Origin of the sequence: Novilysobacter viscosus, assembly GCF_046600715.1 — a bacterium.
In the GTDB taxonomy this organism is placed as follows: Bacteria; Pseudomonadota; Gammaproteobacteria; order Xanthomonadales; family Xanthomonadaceae; genus Lysobacter_C; species Lysobacter_C viscosus.
Genome location: NZ_JBJMAV010000003.1, coordinates 325535 through 340713, shown reverse-complemented (window position 1 = coordinate 340713; position 15179 = coordinate 325535). Strand labels below are relative to the sequence as shown.

Below are 15179 nucleotides of genomic sequence, written 5' to 3'. Positions count from 1 at the left end.
TGCGGGTCAACGGACGGGGACGTTCGGCGCCGCGGCCGGCGTGTCGTCGACGTGGGCCTGGCGTTCCAGGATCGAGGAGAACTCCTCGGCGAAGGCGTCGTAACGCACGCCCAGGCGGTCGACCTTGGTCGCGAAGCGGTTGTAGGCCCACACCGCCGGGATCGCGGCGAACAGGCCCATCGCGGTGGCGATCAGGGCTTCGGAGATGCCCGGCGCGACGGTGGCGATGGTCGCCTCCTTCATGTTGGCCAGGCCCTGGAACGAAATCATGATCCCCCACACGGTGCCGAACAGGCCGACGTAGGGCGCGATCGAGCCGACGTTGGCGAGGAATTCCAGGTTGTGCTCCAGCCCGTCGATCTCGCGCGCGGACGCCACGCGCATCCCGCGCTGCGCGCCTTCGAGCTGCATGCGGCTGTCGGCGCCGCGGCGTTGGCGCTGGCGCCCGAACTCGCGGAATCCCGCCTCGAAGATCGACTCGAGGCCGCCGATGTCGCGATTGCGGCCGGTCGAGCCGGCATACAGCTTGGACAGCTCCGCCCCCGACCAGAAGCGCTCCTCGAACTGGTTGGCCTCGCGCTCGGCGCGGTCGAGCACGCGCTTCTTGCGGAAAATGATGACCCACGAGGCGATCGACGCGGCCAGCAGCAGCACCATCACCAGCTGCACCGGGATCGAGGCGTGCAGGACCAGCTGGAGCAGGTCCAGGTCGTTGCCCAGCACCGCCGGCTCGGCGGTTGCGGCGGACGCTGCCGCCTCGACCATGGACCCGACCGCCTCCTCGGGCAGTGGCTCGACGGTGGTGGCCAGCTGGGCGGTCATCGTTGCAGTCATGCCAGGTGCTCTCCGGGCCCGGGGGCCGTTGATCGGTTTCGCGCGCCCATCAGGCGGGACGCTCCAACGCCTTGAGTTGTCCGTACAACGCCGCCGGGATCGCCCGGGGGCAAAACCCGGTGGGGTCCAGCGCCGCCACCCGCACCTGCGCCGTCAACAGCGTGACGCCGCCCCGAAGCACGGCCTGGTCGAACACCGCACTGGCGCGCCGGCAGTCGCGCAGTTGCGCGGTCACCTCCAGCGCATCGTCGAGCCGTGCCGGCTTGAGGAAGTCCACCGTCATCGCCCGCACCGCGAACACCAGGTCGTGCTGGTTGCGGAGCAGGTCCTGCCCATACCCGTTGGCGCGCATCCATTCACTGCGCGCGCGCTCCAGGAACGCCAGGTACTGCGCGTGGTAGACCACCCCGCCAGCGTCGGTATCTTCCCAGTAAACCCGGACCGGAAGGCTGAACATTGTTTGAAGTTGCTCCATGGAAATCATTCGTCGCGCGCTCGCGGCGCAAGTTTCAGAACAGCGAGGCGTCCCGGCCGACGGGTTCCATGCCCATGTGCCGGTAGGCCTTGGGCGTGGCGGCGCGGCCGCGCGCCGTGCGCACCAGGTAGCCCTGCTGGATGAGGAACGGTTCGATGACGTCTTCCAGCGTGCCGCGTTCCTCGCTCAACGCCGCCGCCAGCGACTCGACCCCGACCGGGCCGCCGTTGAACGACTCGATGATCGTGGACAGCAGGCGCCGGTCCAGTTCATCGAAGCCCTCCGGGTCCACCTTCAGCATCGCCATCGCGCCATCGGCGGTGGCGCGGTCGATCCGTCCGCTGGCACGCACCTGGGCGAAGTCGCGAACGCGCCGCAGCAGGCGGTTGGCGATGCGCGGGGTTCCGCGCGAGCGGCGGGCGATCTCGCTGGCGCCGTCGGGTTCGCAGTCGATGCCGAGTATCTGTGCGGAGCGGCGCACGATCCGGGTGAGCTCCTCGGCGCTGTAGAACTGCAGCCGCTGGACGATGCCGAAGCGGTCGCGCAGCGGCGCGGTCAGCAGCCCCGCGCGGGTGGTGGCGCCGATCAGGGTGAAGGGCGGCAGGTCGAGCTTGATGGAGCGCGCCGCGGGACCCTCGCCGATCATGATGTCGATCTGGAAGTCCTCCATCGCCGGATACAGCACTTCTTCAACCACCGGAGACAGGCGGTGGATCTCGTCGACGAACAGCACGTCGTGGGGCTGCAGGTTGGTCAGCAGCGCGGCCAGGTCGCCGGCCTTCTCGATCACCGGCCCGGACGTCACCCGCAGGTTGACGCCCAGCTCGTTGGCGATGACATGGCTCAGGGTGGTCTTGCCCAGCCCGGGCGGCCCGAAGATCAGCACGTGGTCGAGCGCCTCGCCGCGCCCCTTGGCGGCCTCGATGTAGATCTTCATCTGCTCGCGGACCGGCTGCTGGCCCAGGTACTCGTCCAGCACGCGGGGGCGGATCGAGGCCTCCGCCAGGTCGTCTTCGCGGGTTGCGGCGGGCGCGATGATGCGGTCGTCGGTCATGGCGCCCATGGTCGCATGCGCCGCCAGTCGCGGGCATATGTTCCGCGGGGGCCTGACGCTGCGGTGCACCGCGACACCGTCGCCGGGGCGGCGTGTCACAATCCGCGCCGTTGCCAGTGATCCGTACCGGAGTCGGGCTTGCGCCGAGGTGGTATCCAACATCCTGCGCGGCTGGTGCCCCTGGCTTTCATGGCCATGATCGCGCTGGGCACGGCGATGCTCATGCTGCCCTGGGCGACCGTGGGAGCCGGCGGTGCGCCGTTCCTGACCGCACTGTTCACCGCGACCTCCGCCGTGTGCGTGACCGGCCTGGTGGTGGTGGATACGCCAAGCTACTGGTCCACCTTCGGCCAGGTGGTGGTGATGGGCCTGTTCCAGGCCGGCGGCTTCGGCATCATGACCAGCGCCACCCTGCTGGGGCTGCTGGTGGCGGGCCGTCTCAACCTGGGCACCCGGTTGGTGGCCCAGGCCGAGACCAAGAGTGGGCTTGGCGATGTCACCAGCGTGATCCGGGTCGCCGTGGTCACCACCCTGGCAGTCGAGCTGGTGGCCACTGCGGCGCTGTCGTCGCGCCTGTACTTCGGCTACGGCCTGGCGTGGGGCGATGCGCTCTGGCATGGCCTGTTCCAGGCCGTATCGGCCTTCAACAGCGCGGGTTTCTCGACCTGGTCCGACAGCCTGGTGCGCTTCGCGGGCGACCCGGTTTTCATCGTTCCCATCGCCTTGGCCGTGCTGCTGGGGGGCCTTGGCTTCCCGGTGATGTACGACCTGCGCCGGCATTCGTTCGCATTCGCCCGCTGGTCGCTGCACAGCAAGATGACCGTCGCGGGCAGCGCGGTGCTGGTCGCGGCGGCGGCGCTGGGCATCGGCCTGTACGAGTGGAACAACCCCGCCACGCTCGGCGCCCTCGACGTGACCGCGAAGTTGAACAGCGTGATGTTCCAGTCGGTGGCCGCGCGCACCGCCGGCTTCTCCACCATCGACATGGCCGCGACCACGATCGAGACCCAGGCGATCAACTGGGTCCTGATGTTCATCGGCGGCGGCAGCGCCAGTACCGCCGGCGGCATCCGCATCACCACGTTCTTCCTTCTGGGCTTCGTGGTCTGGGCGGAGGTGAGCGGCCAGCGCGACACCGTGGCCTTCGGCCGGCGCATCCCCGAGCAGAGCCTTCGACTGGCGGTCACGGTCGTGCTCATGGCGCTCACCCTGGTGGCGATGGGTACGCTGGCGCTGCTGAGCGTCACCGACTTCGCGCTCAAGGACGTGCTGTTCGAGGCGATCTCGGCCAGCTTCACCGTCGGCCTGTCGACCGGCATCACCGCCCAGATGCCTCCCGCCGGGCAGTCGATCCTGGTCGCGCTGATGTTCGTGGGGCGCGTAGGATTGGTCACCGTCGTCACCGCCGTGGCCCTTCGTGGCCACACGCGGTTGTACCGCTATCCAGAGGAGCGCCCCATCGTTGGCTGACAAGACCGCATCGCAACGCGACACCGTGCTGGTGGTCGGACTGGGCCGCTTCGGCGGCGCGGTGGCCGAATCGCTCATCCACCTCGGCCACGAGGTGCTGGCGATCGACGAGGACGCCGAGATCGTGCAGCGCTGGTCCGAACGCCTCACCCACGTCGTCCAGGCCGACTCGACCCGTAGCGAGGCGCTGCGCCAGCTGGGGGCAAAGGACATTTCGCGTGCGGTCGTGGCGATCGGAAGCGACGTCGAGGCCAGCGTGCTTACGGTGCTCGCGCTGGAGGAGGTCGGGATCACCGACATCTGGGCCAAGGCGGTGTCGTCCAAGCATGGCCAGATCCTGGAGCGCGTGGGCGCCCAGCACGTGGTCTACCCGGAGGCGGCCATGGGCGAACGCGTGGCGCACCTGGTGACCGGGCGCATGATCGACTTCATCGAGTTCGACGACGGCTTCGCCATCGCCAAGACCAACTCGCCCAGCGAGTCCTGGGAAAAGACCCTGAGCGAGTCCAACCTCCGCCAGAAGTACGGCATCACCGTGGTGGGCCTGAAGCGGCGGCACGCCGACTTCACCTACGCCCAGGCCGACACCTACGTCGAGTCGGGCGACATCCTCATCGTGTCCGGCCCGACCCGGCTGGTGGAGAAGTTCTCCTCCCTGGCGTGATCGGTCGCACGCCGGGCGGCGTGCATTCCCGCGCGGCTCAGATCTCCACCTGGGTCCCGAGCTCGACCAGGCGATTGCCCGGGATGTGGAAGTAGCTCGACGCCGGCACGGCATTGCGGTGCATCAGCGCGAACAGCTTGTCCCGCCATATCGGCATGCCCGACCGGGCGCGGGCGACGATGCTCTCGCGGCTGACGAAATAGGTCGTGTCCATCGGGTCCAGGCAGAAGTCGCTGACATCGCAGGCCTGCATCAGCGCCACGGGCACGTCCGGCGTCTCCATGAAGCCGAAGCGCAGCACCACTCGCTGGAACCCCCCGCCGATGCCTTCCACGATCACGCGCCGGTGCGCGTGGGGCACGTTCAGCGTGACCACGGTCAGGAACACGTTCTGCTCGTGCAGCACCTTGTTGTGCTTGAGGTTGTGCATGAACGCGTGCGGCACGACGTTCTTGTCGGCGGTCAGGAACACCGCCGTGCCCGGGACCCGCACCGGCGGCGACAGCATCAGCCCGGACAGGAAGGTGTCGATGCGGATGCCGTCCTTATGCATTTCCGCGCGCAGCAGCTGGCGGCCGCGCCGCCAGGTCCGCAGCAGGGTGAACAGCACCACCCCCAGCGCGACCGGGAACCACCCGCCCTGCGGGATCTTGGCGAAGTTGGCGGTGAGGAAGGCCAGGTCCACGCACAGCAGCACCGCGCACAGCGGCAGCACCCACAGGCGCCAGCGCGGCCACAGCGCGCGCGCCACGATCGCCAGCAACACGGTGTCGATCAGCATCGTCATCGACATCGACACGCCGTAGGCGCTGGCCAGCTCCGAGGAACTTCCAAAGCCGATCACCAGGCCGATGACGATCAGCATCATGGTCCAGTTGATGCCGGGGATGTAGACCTGGCTCATGTTGGAACTGGAGAAATAGCGCACGGTCATGCGCGGGATGTAGCCCAGCTGCATGGCCTGCTGGGCGACCGAGAACCCGCCGGTAATCACCGCCTGCGACGCCATCACCGTCGCCGCGGTCGACAGCGCGATCAGCGGCAACAGTCCCCACTCCGGAACGCCCATGTAGAACGGGTTGCGCGCGGTCTCCGGGTTTTCCAGCAGCAGTGCGCCCTGGCCCAGGTAGTTGAGCATCAGCGCCGGGAGCACGAAGAAGTACCAGGCGCGCCGGATCGGGCGCGCGCCGAAGCGGCCCAGGTCGGTGTAGATCGCTTCGCCACCGGTTACCGCAAGCACCACCGCGCCGAGGATGAATATCCCGCCCCAGGCGTGGTCGACGAAGAAGCGCACCGCCCAGACAGGATTGACGGCGTGCAGTACTTCGGGGTCGTGCAGGATGTTGGCGACGCCCATCACCGCCAGCACCGAGAACCAGGCGACCGCGATGGGCCCGAACAGCATCCGGCTGACCCGTGCGTGGCCGTAGCGCTGCGACGCGAACAGGGTCGCCAGGATCAACACCGCCACCGGCACGATCCAGTCGTGCAGGCCCGGCGCCACCAGGTCCAGTCCCTCCACCGCCGCCAGCACCGAGATCGCCGGGGTGATCACGCCGTCGCCGAAGAACAGCGCCGCCCCGAAGATGCCCACGATCCCCACCAGGTAGGCGGGTGTGGAGCCCTTCGCCAGCGTGCGTTGCGCCAGCGCCATCAGCGCCATGATCCCGCCTTCGCCCTCGTTGTCGGCGCGCAGCAGCACGGTCACGTACTTGAGCGTGACCACCAGCATCAGCGACCAGAACACCAGCGACAGCAGCCCCAGCACGGTGTCGTGGTCGGCGACCAGTCCGTACTGGCCCGAAAAGGCCTCCCGGATGGTGTAGAGCGGGCTGGTGCCGATGTCGCCGAACACCACGCCGATCGCGCCCACGACCAGCCCAGCCAGGCCGACGTTGCCATTGGCGGGTGTGCCGGACGGTTCGTTCCGGGGCGTCTTGGTGGCGGTGGCCATGGGCCTTCCTGGTCTGCTTGGACTTGAGGTCAGCGCAGCGCGGACTTCAGCGCCTTGCGGATGATGGTGGCGGCATCGTCGCCGGCCTCGGTGGCATCGCGCGCCATGCGCACGGCTTCGGCCGGCTTGTAGCCCAGCTGCTGCAGCGCGATGACCGCTTCCGACTGGGCGTCGCCGGGCAGCCCGTGGCTGCCCAGGGTGTTGCCTCCGCCGATCAGGTCCGCGGCGCGGTCGCGCAACTCCACCACCATGCGCTCGGCGGTCTTCTTGCCGATGCCGGGGATGCGGGTCAGCGCGGTCACGTCGCCGGCCTGCACCAGCCGCGCGAACTCGTCCACCGGCACGCCCGACAGCACGGCCAGTGCGATCTTCGCGCCGATGCCGGTGACTTTCTGCACGTCGCGGAACAGTCGCCGCTCGGCCTCGCGCAGGAAGCCATACAGCGACACGCTGTCCTCCTTCTGCGCGTAGTGGGTGAACAGCGACACCTCGCGGCCCAGTTCGGGCAGGTCGTAGAAGGTGCTCATCGGCGCCTCCAGCTCGTAGCCCACGCCATTGACGTCGACCACCAGCCACGGCGGCTGCTTGTGCACGACGATGCCCTTGAGGCGTCCGATCATGGCGTGGCTCCCGTGGTCGTTCGCGCATCCCGCGGGGAGCGCCGCACTGCGTGGTGGTCGATCATTACCGCCTCCTCAACATCGCCACGCTGATGCCGGTCCGGCCGGCGGTCGCGCTCATGTGGGCATGGGTCAGGGCGACTGCCAGCGCGTCGGCGGCGTCGGCCTGCAGCTTCATCCCGGGCAGGTTCAACAGCAGCCGTACCATGTGCTGGACCTGCTGCTTGTCGGCCGCTCCGCCCCCGACCAGCGACTGCTTGATCACGCGCGGCGCGTACTCGCTGACCTTCAACTGCCGGCGCACCACCGTGGCCAGCGCCGCGCCGCGGGCGTGGCCCAGCTTGAGCGCGGAGGTCGCCGACTTGGCCATGAACACGGTCTCGATGGCAACGTGGTGTGGCTGCCAGGCATCCAGCACGCGCTCAAGGCCTTCGCACAGCAGGCCCAGCCGCGCAGGGAAGTCGTCGGCGTCCAGGAGCTTGAGCGCTTCGCAATGCACGTAGGTGCAGCGCCCGTCGCCGGCCACGTCGATCACGCCGATGCCGGTGCGCTGTGAGCCCGGGTCGATGCCGAGGACGCGGATCATGCGTCCCGGCCGGCCCGGGCCGCGGCAACGGCGTCATTGGAAGTGATGGTGTGCACCCGTTTGGCCGAGCATGTGCTCAAGCGTACGCGTCTTCGCCCAGCTCGGCGTTGGAATAGACGTTCTGCACGTCGTCCAGGTCCTCCAGCCAGTCCAGCAGCTTGACCACCTGCTGGGCGGTGTCGCCGCTGACGGCGATGTCGTTGTCGGCGCGCCAGGTGACCTCGGCCTGCGCCGGCTCCAGCCCCGCGGCGAGCATCGCGGCCTTCACCGCGTCGAAGGCATCGGGCGAGGTCAGCACGTCGATCGCGCCGTCGTCCGGGTACACCACCACGTCGTCGGCACCGGCCTCGATGGCCGCTTCGGTCACCGCGTCTTCGCCACTGCCCGGGGCGAAGCTCAGCACCCCGGCCTTGTTGAACATGAAGGCGACCGAGCCGTCGGTGCCCAGGTTGCCGCCGAACTTGCCGAACGCGTGGCGCACGTCGGCCACGGTGCGGACCTTGTTGTCGGTCAGGCAGTCGACGATCACCGCGACCCCGCCCGGGGCGTAGCCCTCGTAGCGGATTTCCTCGTAGTTGACGCCTTCAAGCTCGCCAGTGGCCTTCTTGACCGCGCGCTCCAGCACGTCCTTGGACATGTTCGCGCCCAGGCCCTTGTCCAGCGCGGTGCGCAGGCGCGGGTTATGCGCCGGATCGCCGCCGCCGCTGCGGGCGGCCACGGAAATCTCGCGGATGATCTTGGTGAACATCTTGCCCCGCTTGGCGTCCTGCGCGCCCTTGCGGTGCTGGATGTTGGCCCATTTGGAATGGCCGGCCATGCGTTGGAACCCGGGTTGCGTCGAAGCGACCGGCGATTATACGGACCGGGCTAGGGCGGGTGCTCGAACCGGCCCGTTCGCAGGAACGCCACCGCCTGCCGGGCCGCAACCCGGGACAGCAACAGGCCACTGTGGCTGGCCGACACCGTGACGTGGTCCGACAGCCCCGCCAGCCGGGTTTCGGCGACGGCCACGGTCCCGTCGCTGGCCTCGCGCAGGCCGCCGAAGAACTGACCCAGCCCCAAGGGCGTGCGTCCGGCCACCATGCCTACCTGCGCCCCTCCCCTCCAGGGCTGACAGCCACTGCGCAGCAGGTCGGCGCTGCGTCCCAGGGTCAGCGCGAACGTCTGCCGGCTGGACAGGCCCTTGGCCGCGGCGCTGCCGCACAGCGGTGACCCCAGGCACACCACGCGCTTCACCGGCAGGCCGGGTTCGCGTTGCAACGCCGTGAGCGTGACCAGCCCGCCCAGGCTGTGCGCCACCACGTCGGTACCTTCGCGCAGGATGGCGGCCAGGCGCGGCACCGCCTCCTCGGGGCCGCCGGCAACGGTCGAATAGCCGAACAGGCGCGGCGCGAAACCCGCGCGCACCAGCCGCCGCGACAGCGGCAGCATCGAGACCCGCGGCATCCACAGCCCGTGCACCAGCACCACCGGCCGGCCCATCAGGCATCCCCCGCCGGCCGACGCAGGATGAATTCGTGGTCGCGCACCCGCCCCACCGGGAACTCGTAGTCGCCGACGTGCCGGAAGCCTTGCCGTGCATAGAAGCGCTGTGCCCCCGGGTTCCCGGACCACACGCCGACCCACAGCGTCCGCGGACCGTCGCACTGCAGCCATTGGACCGCCGTATCGAACAGCCGCCCGCCCCAGCCGCCGTTCTGGTGGCTGGCCAGCACGTACAGGCGCTTGATTTCGCCGTCCGCGGCGCCGACTTCGCGGTGCGGCAGGCCACAGGGACCGGCAGCGACGTGGCCCACCGGCGTGCCCGCGTCCTCCAGGAACCACACCGCATACCGGGGGTGGGACAGGATGGTCGCCTGGCGTTCTATCGAATAGGACTCGCGCAGGAAGTCCGCCAGGTCCACCGCCGGGTACAGGTGGCCGAAGGCCTGGCTGAACGTCTGCGCGGCCAGCCGCGACAGCGCGGCCGCGTCATCGGGGCCGGCGCGGCGGATGGCAAGCGACGTCGTTGCGGTCATTGCGCCATTGTAGGAGCGGCTTAAGCCGCGATCGAACTGCGACCGCATCCTGTAGGAGCGACGTGAGTCGCGACCGCGACAGGCCGATCGGCCGCGAAGGTCGCGGCTGGAGACGCGCCTACACGATGCGGGTCAGCGCGCTGCCTTCGGCCGCACCGCGACGTGCACCTCGGCCAGCTGGGCCTCGTCGATGGGCGACGGCGCGTCGGTCATCATGCACTGCGCGCCGGTGGTCTTGGGGAAGGCGATGACGTCGCGGATCGACTCGGTGCCGGCCATCAGCGCGGCGATCCGGTCGATGCCGAAGGCGATGCCGCCGTGGGGCGGCGCACCGTACTTCAGCGCGTCCAGCAGGAAGCCGAACTTGGCCTGCTGCTCGTCCGCGCCGATGCCCAGCAGGTCGAACACCGCCGCCTGCATCTGCGGTCGGTGGATGCGGATCGAACCGCCGCCGATCTCGTTGCCGTTGAGCACCATGTCGTAGCCGCGGCTCACCGCGGTGCGGGCGTTGGCTCGCAGGTCGTCGATGCTGTCCACCGCCGGGGCGGTGAACGGGTGGTGCAGCGCCACGTAGCGCCGTGCCTCTTCGTCCCACTCGAACATCGGGAAATCGGTGACCCACAACGGCTTCCAACCCTCGGCGACCAGGCCCAGGTCGCGGCCGATCTTCAGCCGCACCGCGCCCATGAAATCCGAGGCCGTGGCGTAGGGCCCGGCGCCGAACAGCAGCAGGTCGCCGGCCTGTGCGCCGGTCGCCTCGACGATGGCATCGACGGTGGCGTCGTCAAGGAACTTGGCGATCGGCGAGTTGACCCCGCCCGCGCCCTGCCCGGCCGCCTCCACCTTCATCCACGCCAGGCCCTTGGCGCCGTACTTGGCCGCGTGCGCGCCGAGCTCGTCAATCTGCTTGCGCGACAGCGACGCCGCGCCCGGCGCGCGCAGCGCGACCACGCGCCCGCCCTCGGCATTGGCCCAGTCGGTGAACACTTTGAATTCGCAGCCCTTGACCAGCGCGGCGATGTCGACCAGCTCCAGCTGGAGGCGCAGGTCGGGCTTGTCCGAGCCGAAGCGGCGCATCGCCTCCGCATACGTGATGCGCGGGAACTCGCCGAGCTCCACGTCCATCACCTCCACGAAAACGTCGCGGATCATCTGCTCGACGGAGTCCTGCACGTCGCGCTCGGAGACCCAGGCGAACTCCATGTCGAGCTGGGTGAACTCCAGCTGGCGGTCCGCGCGCAGCGCCTCGTCGCGGAAGCAGCGCGCGACCTGGTAGTAGCGGTCGAAGCCCGCCATCATCAGGATCTGCTTGAACAGCTGCGGGCTCTGCGGCAGCGCGTAGAACTCGCCTTCGTGCATGCGTGCCGGCACGAGGAAGTCACGCGCGCCCTCGGGCGTGGCCTTGGTCAGGATCGGCGTCTCGATGTCCTGGAAGCCGCGCGCGTCCAGCCAGTGGCGGAGCGCCTGCACCAGCTTCGTGCGGGTGCGCATCTTGCGCTGCATGTCCGGGGTGCGCAGGTCCAGGTAGCGGTACTTCAGGCGGATGTCCTCGCCCGGGTTTTCGTGGGCATGGAAGGGCAGCGGCTCCGCCTTGTTCAGTACCTCGATGGCCGTGGCGACCACTTCCACCTGGCCGGTGCGGATCCTGTCGTTGACCGATTCGCGCCTGCGCACGGTGCCGGTGATGCGCAGGCAGTCCTCGTACCCGACCTGCGCGGCTGCCGCGACCACGGCGGCATTGCCGTCTACGTCCGCCGGCTCGGCCACGATCTGGACGATGCCCTCGTGGTCACGCAGGTCGATGAAGCACAGGCCGCCGAGGTCGCGGGCGACGTCGGCCCAGCCGCACAGGGTCACGGTCTGGCCGATCAGGCGCTCGTCGACGAGGCCACAGAAATGGGTACGCATGGGAACTCCGGATGACGGCACGCCGGTCGGGGCCGGCGGGGCCGATGGACGCGCGCCAGACGGCGGCGCGCACTACGACCCGCCATTTTACCGGCACCGGCCGGTGCGTGCGGGCCCCGGGGGCGGCCGGGCCCGGGACAGGCGCAACGGCCGGACCGTAGCTGCGTCGCATTCGAACTGAGACGCCTGTTGCGGATCGGAACGGCGCTGGAGGCATCCGCTCAAGAAACCCCCGTACAGGTCGCTGACGAACTGAAAGGCAAGTTCCGGACCAGCAGCACGGCCCGCTACTTGCAACACACCGGCAAGCGGCACAGGGAGAACCCCACATGACGATCACGCGCACGCTCCACCCCGGACTGCTGGCGCTGGCGTTGTGTGCCCTGCCCCTGTCGGCAGGCGCCCGGACCGTGCCGGCCCGGCCTTCATTGGCTCCGGTTTCGGTTCCGGCTTCAGCGCCCGGCCTTCTGCGCCACGCCGGCCCCATGCTGGCAGGCGCCTCCCGCGGGACGATGCAGGTCGGCCTGACCATCGTGGCCCCGCCCGAGGCGGAGGACGCCGGCAGCGACCTGTCGCAGGACGCCAACGCCGATGCGCAGGTCCGCTGCGACAGCCCGGGCCTGGGCTTGCGCGAATGCCGCCTGCCGTTCCGCGGCCCGGTGCGGCTTTCGCACGAGGTGTCGGAGGTGATGTGCGTGGAAGGCGGCAACTGGGGCCACCGCAACGGCGTGGTCTGGGTGGACCGCGGCTGCAGCGCGGTGTTCGTCAGCGCCGCCGCGTCGATGGCGCGCGCCACCGCCGCGCTCTAGCAGCTGGCATAGCGGCTTCAGCCGCCATGGAACCTGCACGGCATGGGTAGGAGCGACGTGAGTCGCGACCCTCGCCGTGTCCGGAGGGTACGGTTGCGACTCACGTCGCTCCTACAACGCACTTGAGCGAACGCGTTTGCCGCGGCTGACGCCGCTCCTACGGACCCCGACGCGGAATCAGCTGGACGGGGTGGTCGGCTTGGCGGGCGTGGCGGGCTTGGATTCGGCGGGCTTGGACGGCTTGGCCTCGGGCTTGGCGCCGGCATCCCCGCCCGACGCGCCCCCCTCGGCCGGCTTGGCCTTTTCGCCCGAACCGGCATCGCCGGCCAGGTTGCGCCTGGTATCGCCGTCCTTCTTGAAGTCTGTCTCGTACCAGCCGCCGCCGGCCAGGCGGAACTGCGGCGCGGTCAGCTGGCGACGCACCTGCGCTTCCTCGCACTGCGGGCACCGGGTCGGGTCGGCATCGGAGAGCTTCTGCAGGCGGTCGAACCGGTGGCCGCAGGCGGCGCACTCGAAGGCATAGATCGGCATGGGAGGATTTCGAAACTCGACGGATCGCCCACGGGTGGGGGCGGCGGGCGTCCTTCTCAAGTCGCCGGGCAGCGTTATCCTCGCCGACTGCCCCTCCCGGAACGCCGCCATGACCGACCCGCGCTCAGATGACCCCGCCCGCCCCGCGCTGGGGCTGATGGTCGCCGGCGCGCTGGTCGCCATCGGCCTGGCGCTGGCGGGCTGGTTCGCGGCCAAGGGCATGGAACGCCTGCGCACCGGCGACCGCTTCGTGGTGGTGAAGGGCTCGGCCGAACGCGAAGTCGCCGCCGACCTGGTGGTCTGGCCGCTTCCGCACGCGGTGGGCGGCAACGACCTGGCGCAGGTCCAGCAGGCGCTCGACACCAACACCGCGACCATCCGCGGCTTCTTCGAGCAGGCCGGCTTCAAGGGCGACGAAATCGTCCTGTCGCCACCGCGCCTGGAGGACCGCTTCGCCTATGCCTACGGCGACCAGCGCCCCCCCGAGCGCTATCGCTATTCGACCACCGTCACCCTGCGCACGGTCCGGGTCGAGGAGGCACTGGCCGCGCTGCGTCGCAGCGGCGAGCTGGTGGCGCGCGGGGTGATGATCGGCGAGGGCAGCCAGCCGCAGTTCGACTACACCCGGCTCAACACGATCAAGCCGGCGCTGATCGCCGAAGCCACCAGCGCCGCACGCGTCTCCGCCGAGCAGTTCGCCAAGGACTCCGGCGCCCGCCTGGGCGGGATCCGCAACGCCAACCAGGGCGTGGTCTCCATTACCGACCGCGACCAGGGCAGCCCGCAGGTAAAGACCGTGCGGGTGGTGACCACGGTGGAGTACTTCCTCCGCGATTGAGCGGGTGCCCGGTGCGGGGCGACCGCCGCACGGGCGTTTTCCCTGATCTATCAACATGTTAGGATGCGCGGCTGATTCAATGCCGCCATCCGCGCAGGAGCGATGATCTCAGCCGTCCGACCCTTGGCCGCCCTGTTGGCGGGCGTGGCCCTGCTGTTGGCGGGGAGCGGATTGCTGGGCACCCTGCTCGCGGTTCGGGGCCGGGAGGCGGGCTTCGGCGACCAGGCCCTGGGCCTGATCATGTCGGGCTACTTCGTCGGCTTCTTCCTGGGCACGTACGCCGCGCCCCGGCTGATCCAGCGCATCGGCCACATCCGCGCCTTCGCCTTCTACGCCGCCCTGTGCGCCAGCGCGGTGCTACTGCACCCCATCCTCGTCGACCCCTGGGCGTGGGGCGGCCTGCGGGTGCTGACCGGCGTGGCGCTGGTGGGCCTGTACACGGTCATCGAAAGCTGGCTCAACGCGCAGGCCGCGCCCGCACAGCGCAGCCGGGTGTTCGCGGTGTACATGGCGGTCAACCTGCTGGCATTGGCGGGCGGGCAGTGGCTGCTGGCCCTGGCCTCGCCCACCGGCTTCGTCCTGTTCAGCGTGGTGGCGATCCTGGTCTGCCTGGCCGCCCTGCCGGTGACCGCCAGCCGCATGGTCCAGCCCGAGCTCCCGCCCTCGCCACGGCTGGCCCTGGCGGCGATGTACCGCACCGCACCCGCGGCCACCGCCGGCTCGTTCCTGGCGGGGCTGGCGATGGGCGGGTTCTGGGGACTGGGTGCGGTCTACGCGACCCGCATCGGCCTGGACCTGCCCGGCATCGCGACGCTGATGAGCCTGACCATCGTGGGCGGCGCGCTGCTTCAGTGGCCGATCGGCCACCTCTCCGACGGTGGCGACCGCCGCACCACGCTGGCGATGGTGAGCCTGGCCGCCGCCGTGGTGGCGACCACGATGTGGGTGGTCGGCACCCAGGACCGGGGCCTGCTGTTCACCCTGTTCTTCGCCTTCGGCGGGCTGTCGTTCGCGCTGTACCCGATCTGCGTGGCCCATCTGCTGGACCACCTGCCGGCCGAGCACCTGCTGGCCGGTTGCAGCAGCCTGCTGCTGGTCAACGGCGTCGGCTCCGCGCTGGGCCCGGCACTGGCCGGCGTGGCGATGGGCCGCTTCGGCCCGGCCGCACTGCCGGCGTTCTTCGCCGTGACGCTGGCGGTACTGGCGGCGGTCGCGGCCGGGCGTCGCCTTCTGCGGCGCCGGTCGCTCGATCAGCCGGCCCGGTTCCACGCGATGTTGCGCACCACCCCGGCGGCACTGGAACTGCTTCCGGAAACCGATTCCGACCACCCTGGACCGCTTCCCCCTCACCCCGAGGAACCGACCCCACACCCCCATTCGAACTGAAAGGCATGCCGTTGACTTCCACCCGCACCGAA

Annotated in this window: 16 protein-coding genes; 5 read left to right on the top strand and 11 right to left on the bottom strand. The window is 69.8% G+C overall.

The genetic code is table 11. The annotated features are described in order from the left end of the window. Positions 1-6: 6 nt before the first annotated feature. Genes tolQ through ruvB form a run of 3 tightly spaced genes read right to left on the bottom strand, consistent with a single transcriptional unit; the run spans position 7 to position 2363 of the window. The gene (tolQ, locus tag ACJQWL_RS07310; protein WP_411300806.1) at positions 7-834 is read right to left on the bottom strand and encodes a protein TolQ; all 828 of its coding nucleotides are present in this window, start codon (positions 832-834) and stop codon (positions 7-9) included. A 49-nt stretch (positions 835-883) separates the two neighbouring features. After that, a complete protein-coding gene (ybgC, locus tag ACJQWL_RS07305) occupies positions 884-1318 on the bottom strand; it encodes a tol-pal system-associated acyl-CoA thioesterase (RefSeq protein WP_330968366.1) in 435 nt (144 codons plus the stop codon). Positions 1319-1343: 25 nt separating this feature from the next. After that, positions 1344-2363, bottom strand: a complete 1020-nt coding sequence (gene ruvB, locus ACJQWL_RS07300; protein WP_330968367.1) for a Holliday junction branch migration DNA helicase RuvB — start codon at positions 2361-2363, stop codon at positions 1344-1346. A gap of 174 nt (positions 2364-2537) precedes the next feature. On the opposite strand from ruvB, the gene ACJQWL_RS07295 reads away from it, so the two are divergent. Then, positions 2538-3833: a TrkH family potassium uptake protein gene (locus tag ACJQWL_RS07295; protein WP_330968368.1), complete on the top strand. Its 1296-nt coding sequence runs from the start codon at positions 2538-2540 to the stop codon at positions 3831-3833. After that, on the top strand, positions 3826-4497 hold the full coding sequence (locus ACJQWL_RS07290) for a potassium channel family protein (protein ID WP_330968369.1): 672 nt from the start codon (positions 3826-3828) through the stop codon (positions 4495-4497). Before ACJQWL_RS07295 ends, ACJQWL_RS07290 begins: the two co-directional genes overlap by 8 nt. A gap of 37 nt (positions 4498-4534) precedes the next feature. Here ACJQWL_RS07290 and ACJQWL_RS07285 read toward each other — a convergent pair whose 3' ends face one another. The 7 genes from ACJQWL_RS07285 to aspS all read right to left on the bottom strand — a co-directional run bounded on the left by ACJQWL_RS07285 (position 4535) and on the right by aspS (position 11583). Next, complete coding sequence (locus ACJQWL_RS07285) at positions 4535-6451, bottom strand: potassium transporter Kup (RefSeq protein WP_330968370.1); 1917 nt, start codon at positions 6449-6451, stop codon at positions 4535-4537. Between the two features lie 29 nt (positions 6452-6480). Beyond that, positions 6481-7071 (bottom strand): Holliday junction branch migration protein RuvA, encoded by a 591-nt coding sequence (gene ruvA / locus ACJQWL_RS07280; protein ID WP_330968371.1) that lies wholly within the window; start codon positions 7069-7071, stop codon positions 6481-6483. 64 nt (positions 7072-7135) lie between these two features. Continuing rightward, positions 7136-7657: a crossover junction endodeoxyribonuclease RuvC gene (gene ruvC / locus ACJQWL_RS07275; protein ID WP_330968372.1), complete on the bottom strand. Its 522-nt coding sequence runs from the start codon at positions 7655-7657 to the stop codon at positions 7136-7138. A gap of 76 nt (positions 7658-7733) precedes the next feature. Further along, entirely contained in the window at positions 7734-8474 is a 741-nt protein-coding gene (locus ACJQWL_RS07270; protein ID WP_330968373.1) for a YebC/PmpR family DNA-binding transcriptional regulator, read from the bottom strand. A gap of 50 nt (positions 8475-8524) precedes the next feature. Next, a complete protein-coding gene (locus ACJQWL_RS07265) occupies positions 8525-9139 on the bottom strand; it encodes an esterase/lipase family protein (RefSeq protein WP_330968374.1) in 615 nt (204 codons plus the stop codon). Next, positions 9139-9675, bottom strand: coding sequence for a GNAT family N-acetyltransferase (locus ACJQWL_RS07260; protein WP_330968375.1), 537 nt, complete (start codon positions 9673-9675; stop codon positions 9139-9141). Before ACJQWL_RS07260 ends, ACJQWL_RS07265 begins: the two co-directional genes overlap by 1 nt. 132 nt (positions 9676-9807) lie before the next feature. Further along, complete coding sequence (gene aspS, locus ACJQWL_RS07255) at positions 9808-11583, bottom strand: aspartate--tRNA ligase (RefSeq protein ID WP_330968376.1); 1776 nt, start codon at positions 11581-11583, stop codon at positions 9808-9810. Positions 11584-11912: 329 nt separating this feature from the next. Here aspS and ACJQWL_RS07250 point away from each other — a divergent pair, with 329 nt between their 5' ends. Continuing rightward, the gene (locus tag ACJQWL_RS07250) at positions 11913-12392 is read left to right on the top strand and encodes a DUF3011 domain-containing protein (protein WP_330968377.1); all 480 of its coding nucleotides are present in this window, start codon (positions 11913-11915) and stop codon (positions 12390-12392) included. A 177-nt stretch (positions 12393-12569) separates the two neighbouring features. Here the strand turns inward: ACJQWL_RS07250 and ACJQWL_RS07245 are convergent, their stop codons facing one another. Next, positions 12570-12923, bottom strand: coding sequence for an FmdB family zinc ribbon protein (locus tag ACJQWL_RS07245; RefSeq protein WP_330968378.1), 354 nt, complete (start codon positions 12921-12923; stop codon positions 12570-12572). 109 nt (positions 12924-13032) lie between these two features. Between ACJQWL_RS07245 and ACJQWL_RS07240 the strand changes: the two genes are divergently transcribed. Next, entirely contained in the window at positions 13033-13761 is a 729-nt protein-coding gene (locus tag ACJQWL_RS07240; protein WP_330968379.1) for an SIMPL domain-containing protein, read from the top strand. A gap of 102 nt (positions 13762-13863) precedes the next feature. Continuing rightward, a complete protein-coding gene (locus ACJQWL_RS07235; RefSeq protein WP_330968380.1) occupies positions 13864-15147 on the top strand; it encodes an MFS transporter in 1284 nt (427 codons plus the stop codon). Positions 15148-15179 lie beyond the last annotated feature (32 nt).

What these genes read in the sequence shown, in the direction of transcription:
- tolQ (WP_411300806.1), bottom strand. Translation starts at nt 834, where the DNA reads ATGACTGCAACGATGACCGCCCAGCTGGCCACCACCGTCGAGCCACTG.
- ybgC (WP_330968366.1), bottom strand. Translation starts at nt 1,318, where the DNA reads ATGATTTCCATGGAGCAACTTCAAACAATGTTCAGCCTTCCGGTCCGG.
- ruvB (WP_330968367.1), bottom strand. Translation starts at nt 2,363, where the DNA reads ATGACCGACGACCGCATCATCGCGCCCGCCGCAACCCGCGAAGACGAC.
- ACJQWL_RS07285 (WP_330968370.1), bottom strand. Translation starts at nt 6,451, where the DNA reads ATGGCCACCGCCACCAAGACGCCCCGGAACGAACCGTCCGGCACACCC.
- ruvA (WP_330968371.1), bottom strand. Translation starts at nt 7,071, where the DNA reads ATGATCGGACGCCTCAAGGGCATCGTCGTGCACAAGCAGCCGCCGTGG.
- ruvC (WP_330968372.1), bottom strand. Translation starts at nt 7,657, where the DNA reads ATGATCCGCGTCCTCGGCATCGACCCGGGCTCACAGCGCACCGGCATC.
- ACJQWL_RS07270 (WP_330968373.1), bottom strand. Translation starts at nt 8,474, where the DNA reads ATGGCCGGCCATTCCAAATGGGCCAACATCCAGCACCGCAAGGGCGCG.
- ACJQWL_RS07265 (WP_330968374.1), bottom strand. Translation starts at nt 9,139, where the DNA reads ATGGGCCGGCCGGTGGTGCTGGTGCACGGGCTGTGGATGCCGCGGGTC.
- ACJQWL_RS07260 (WP_330968375.1), bottom strand. Translation starts at nt 9,675, where the DNA reads ATGACCGCAACGACGTCGCTTGCCATCCGCCGCGCCGGCCCCGATGAC.
- aspS (WP_330968376.1), bottom strand. Translation starts at nt 11,583, where the DNA reads ATGCGTACCCATTTCTGTGGCCTCGTCGACGAGCGCCTGATCGGCCAG.
- ACJQWL_RS07250 (WP_330968377.1), top strand. Translation starts at nt 11,913, where the DNA reads ATGACGATCACGCGCACGCTCCACCCCGGACTGCTGGCGCTGGCGTTG.
- ACJQWL_RS07245 (WP_330968378.1), bottom strand. Translation starts at nt 12,923, where the DNA reads ATGCCGATCTATGCCTTCGAGTGCGCCGCCTGCGGCCACCGGTTCGAC.
- ACJQWL_RS07240 (WP_330968379.1), top strand. Translation starts at nt 13,033, where the DNA reads ATGACCGACCCGCGCTCAGATGACCCCGCCCGCCCCGCGCTGGGGCTG.
- ACJQWL_RS07235 (WP_330968380.1), top strand. Translation starts at nt 13,864, where the DNA reads ATGATCTCAGCCGTCCGACCCTTGGCCGCCCTGTTGGCGGGCGTGGCC.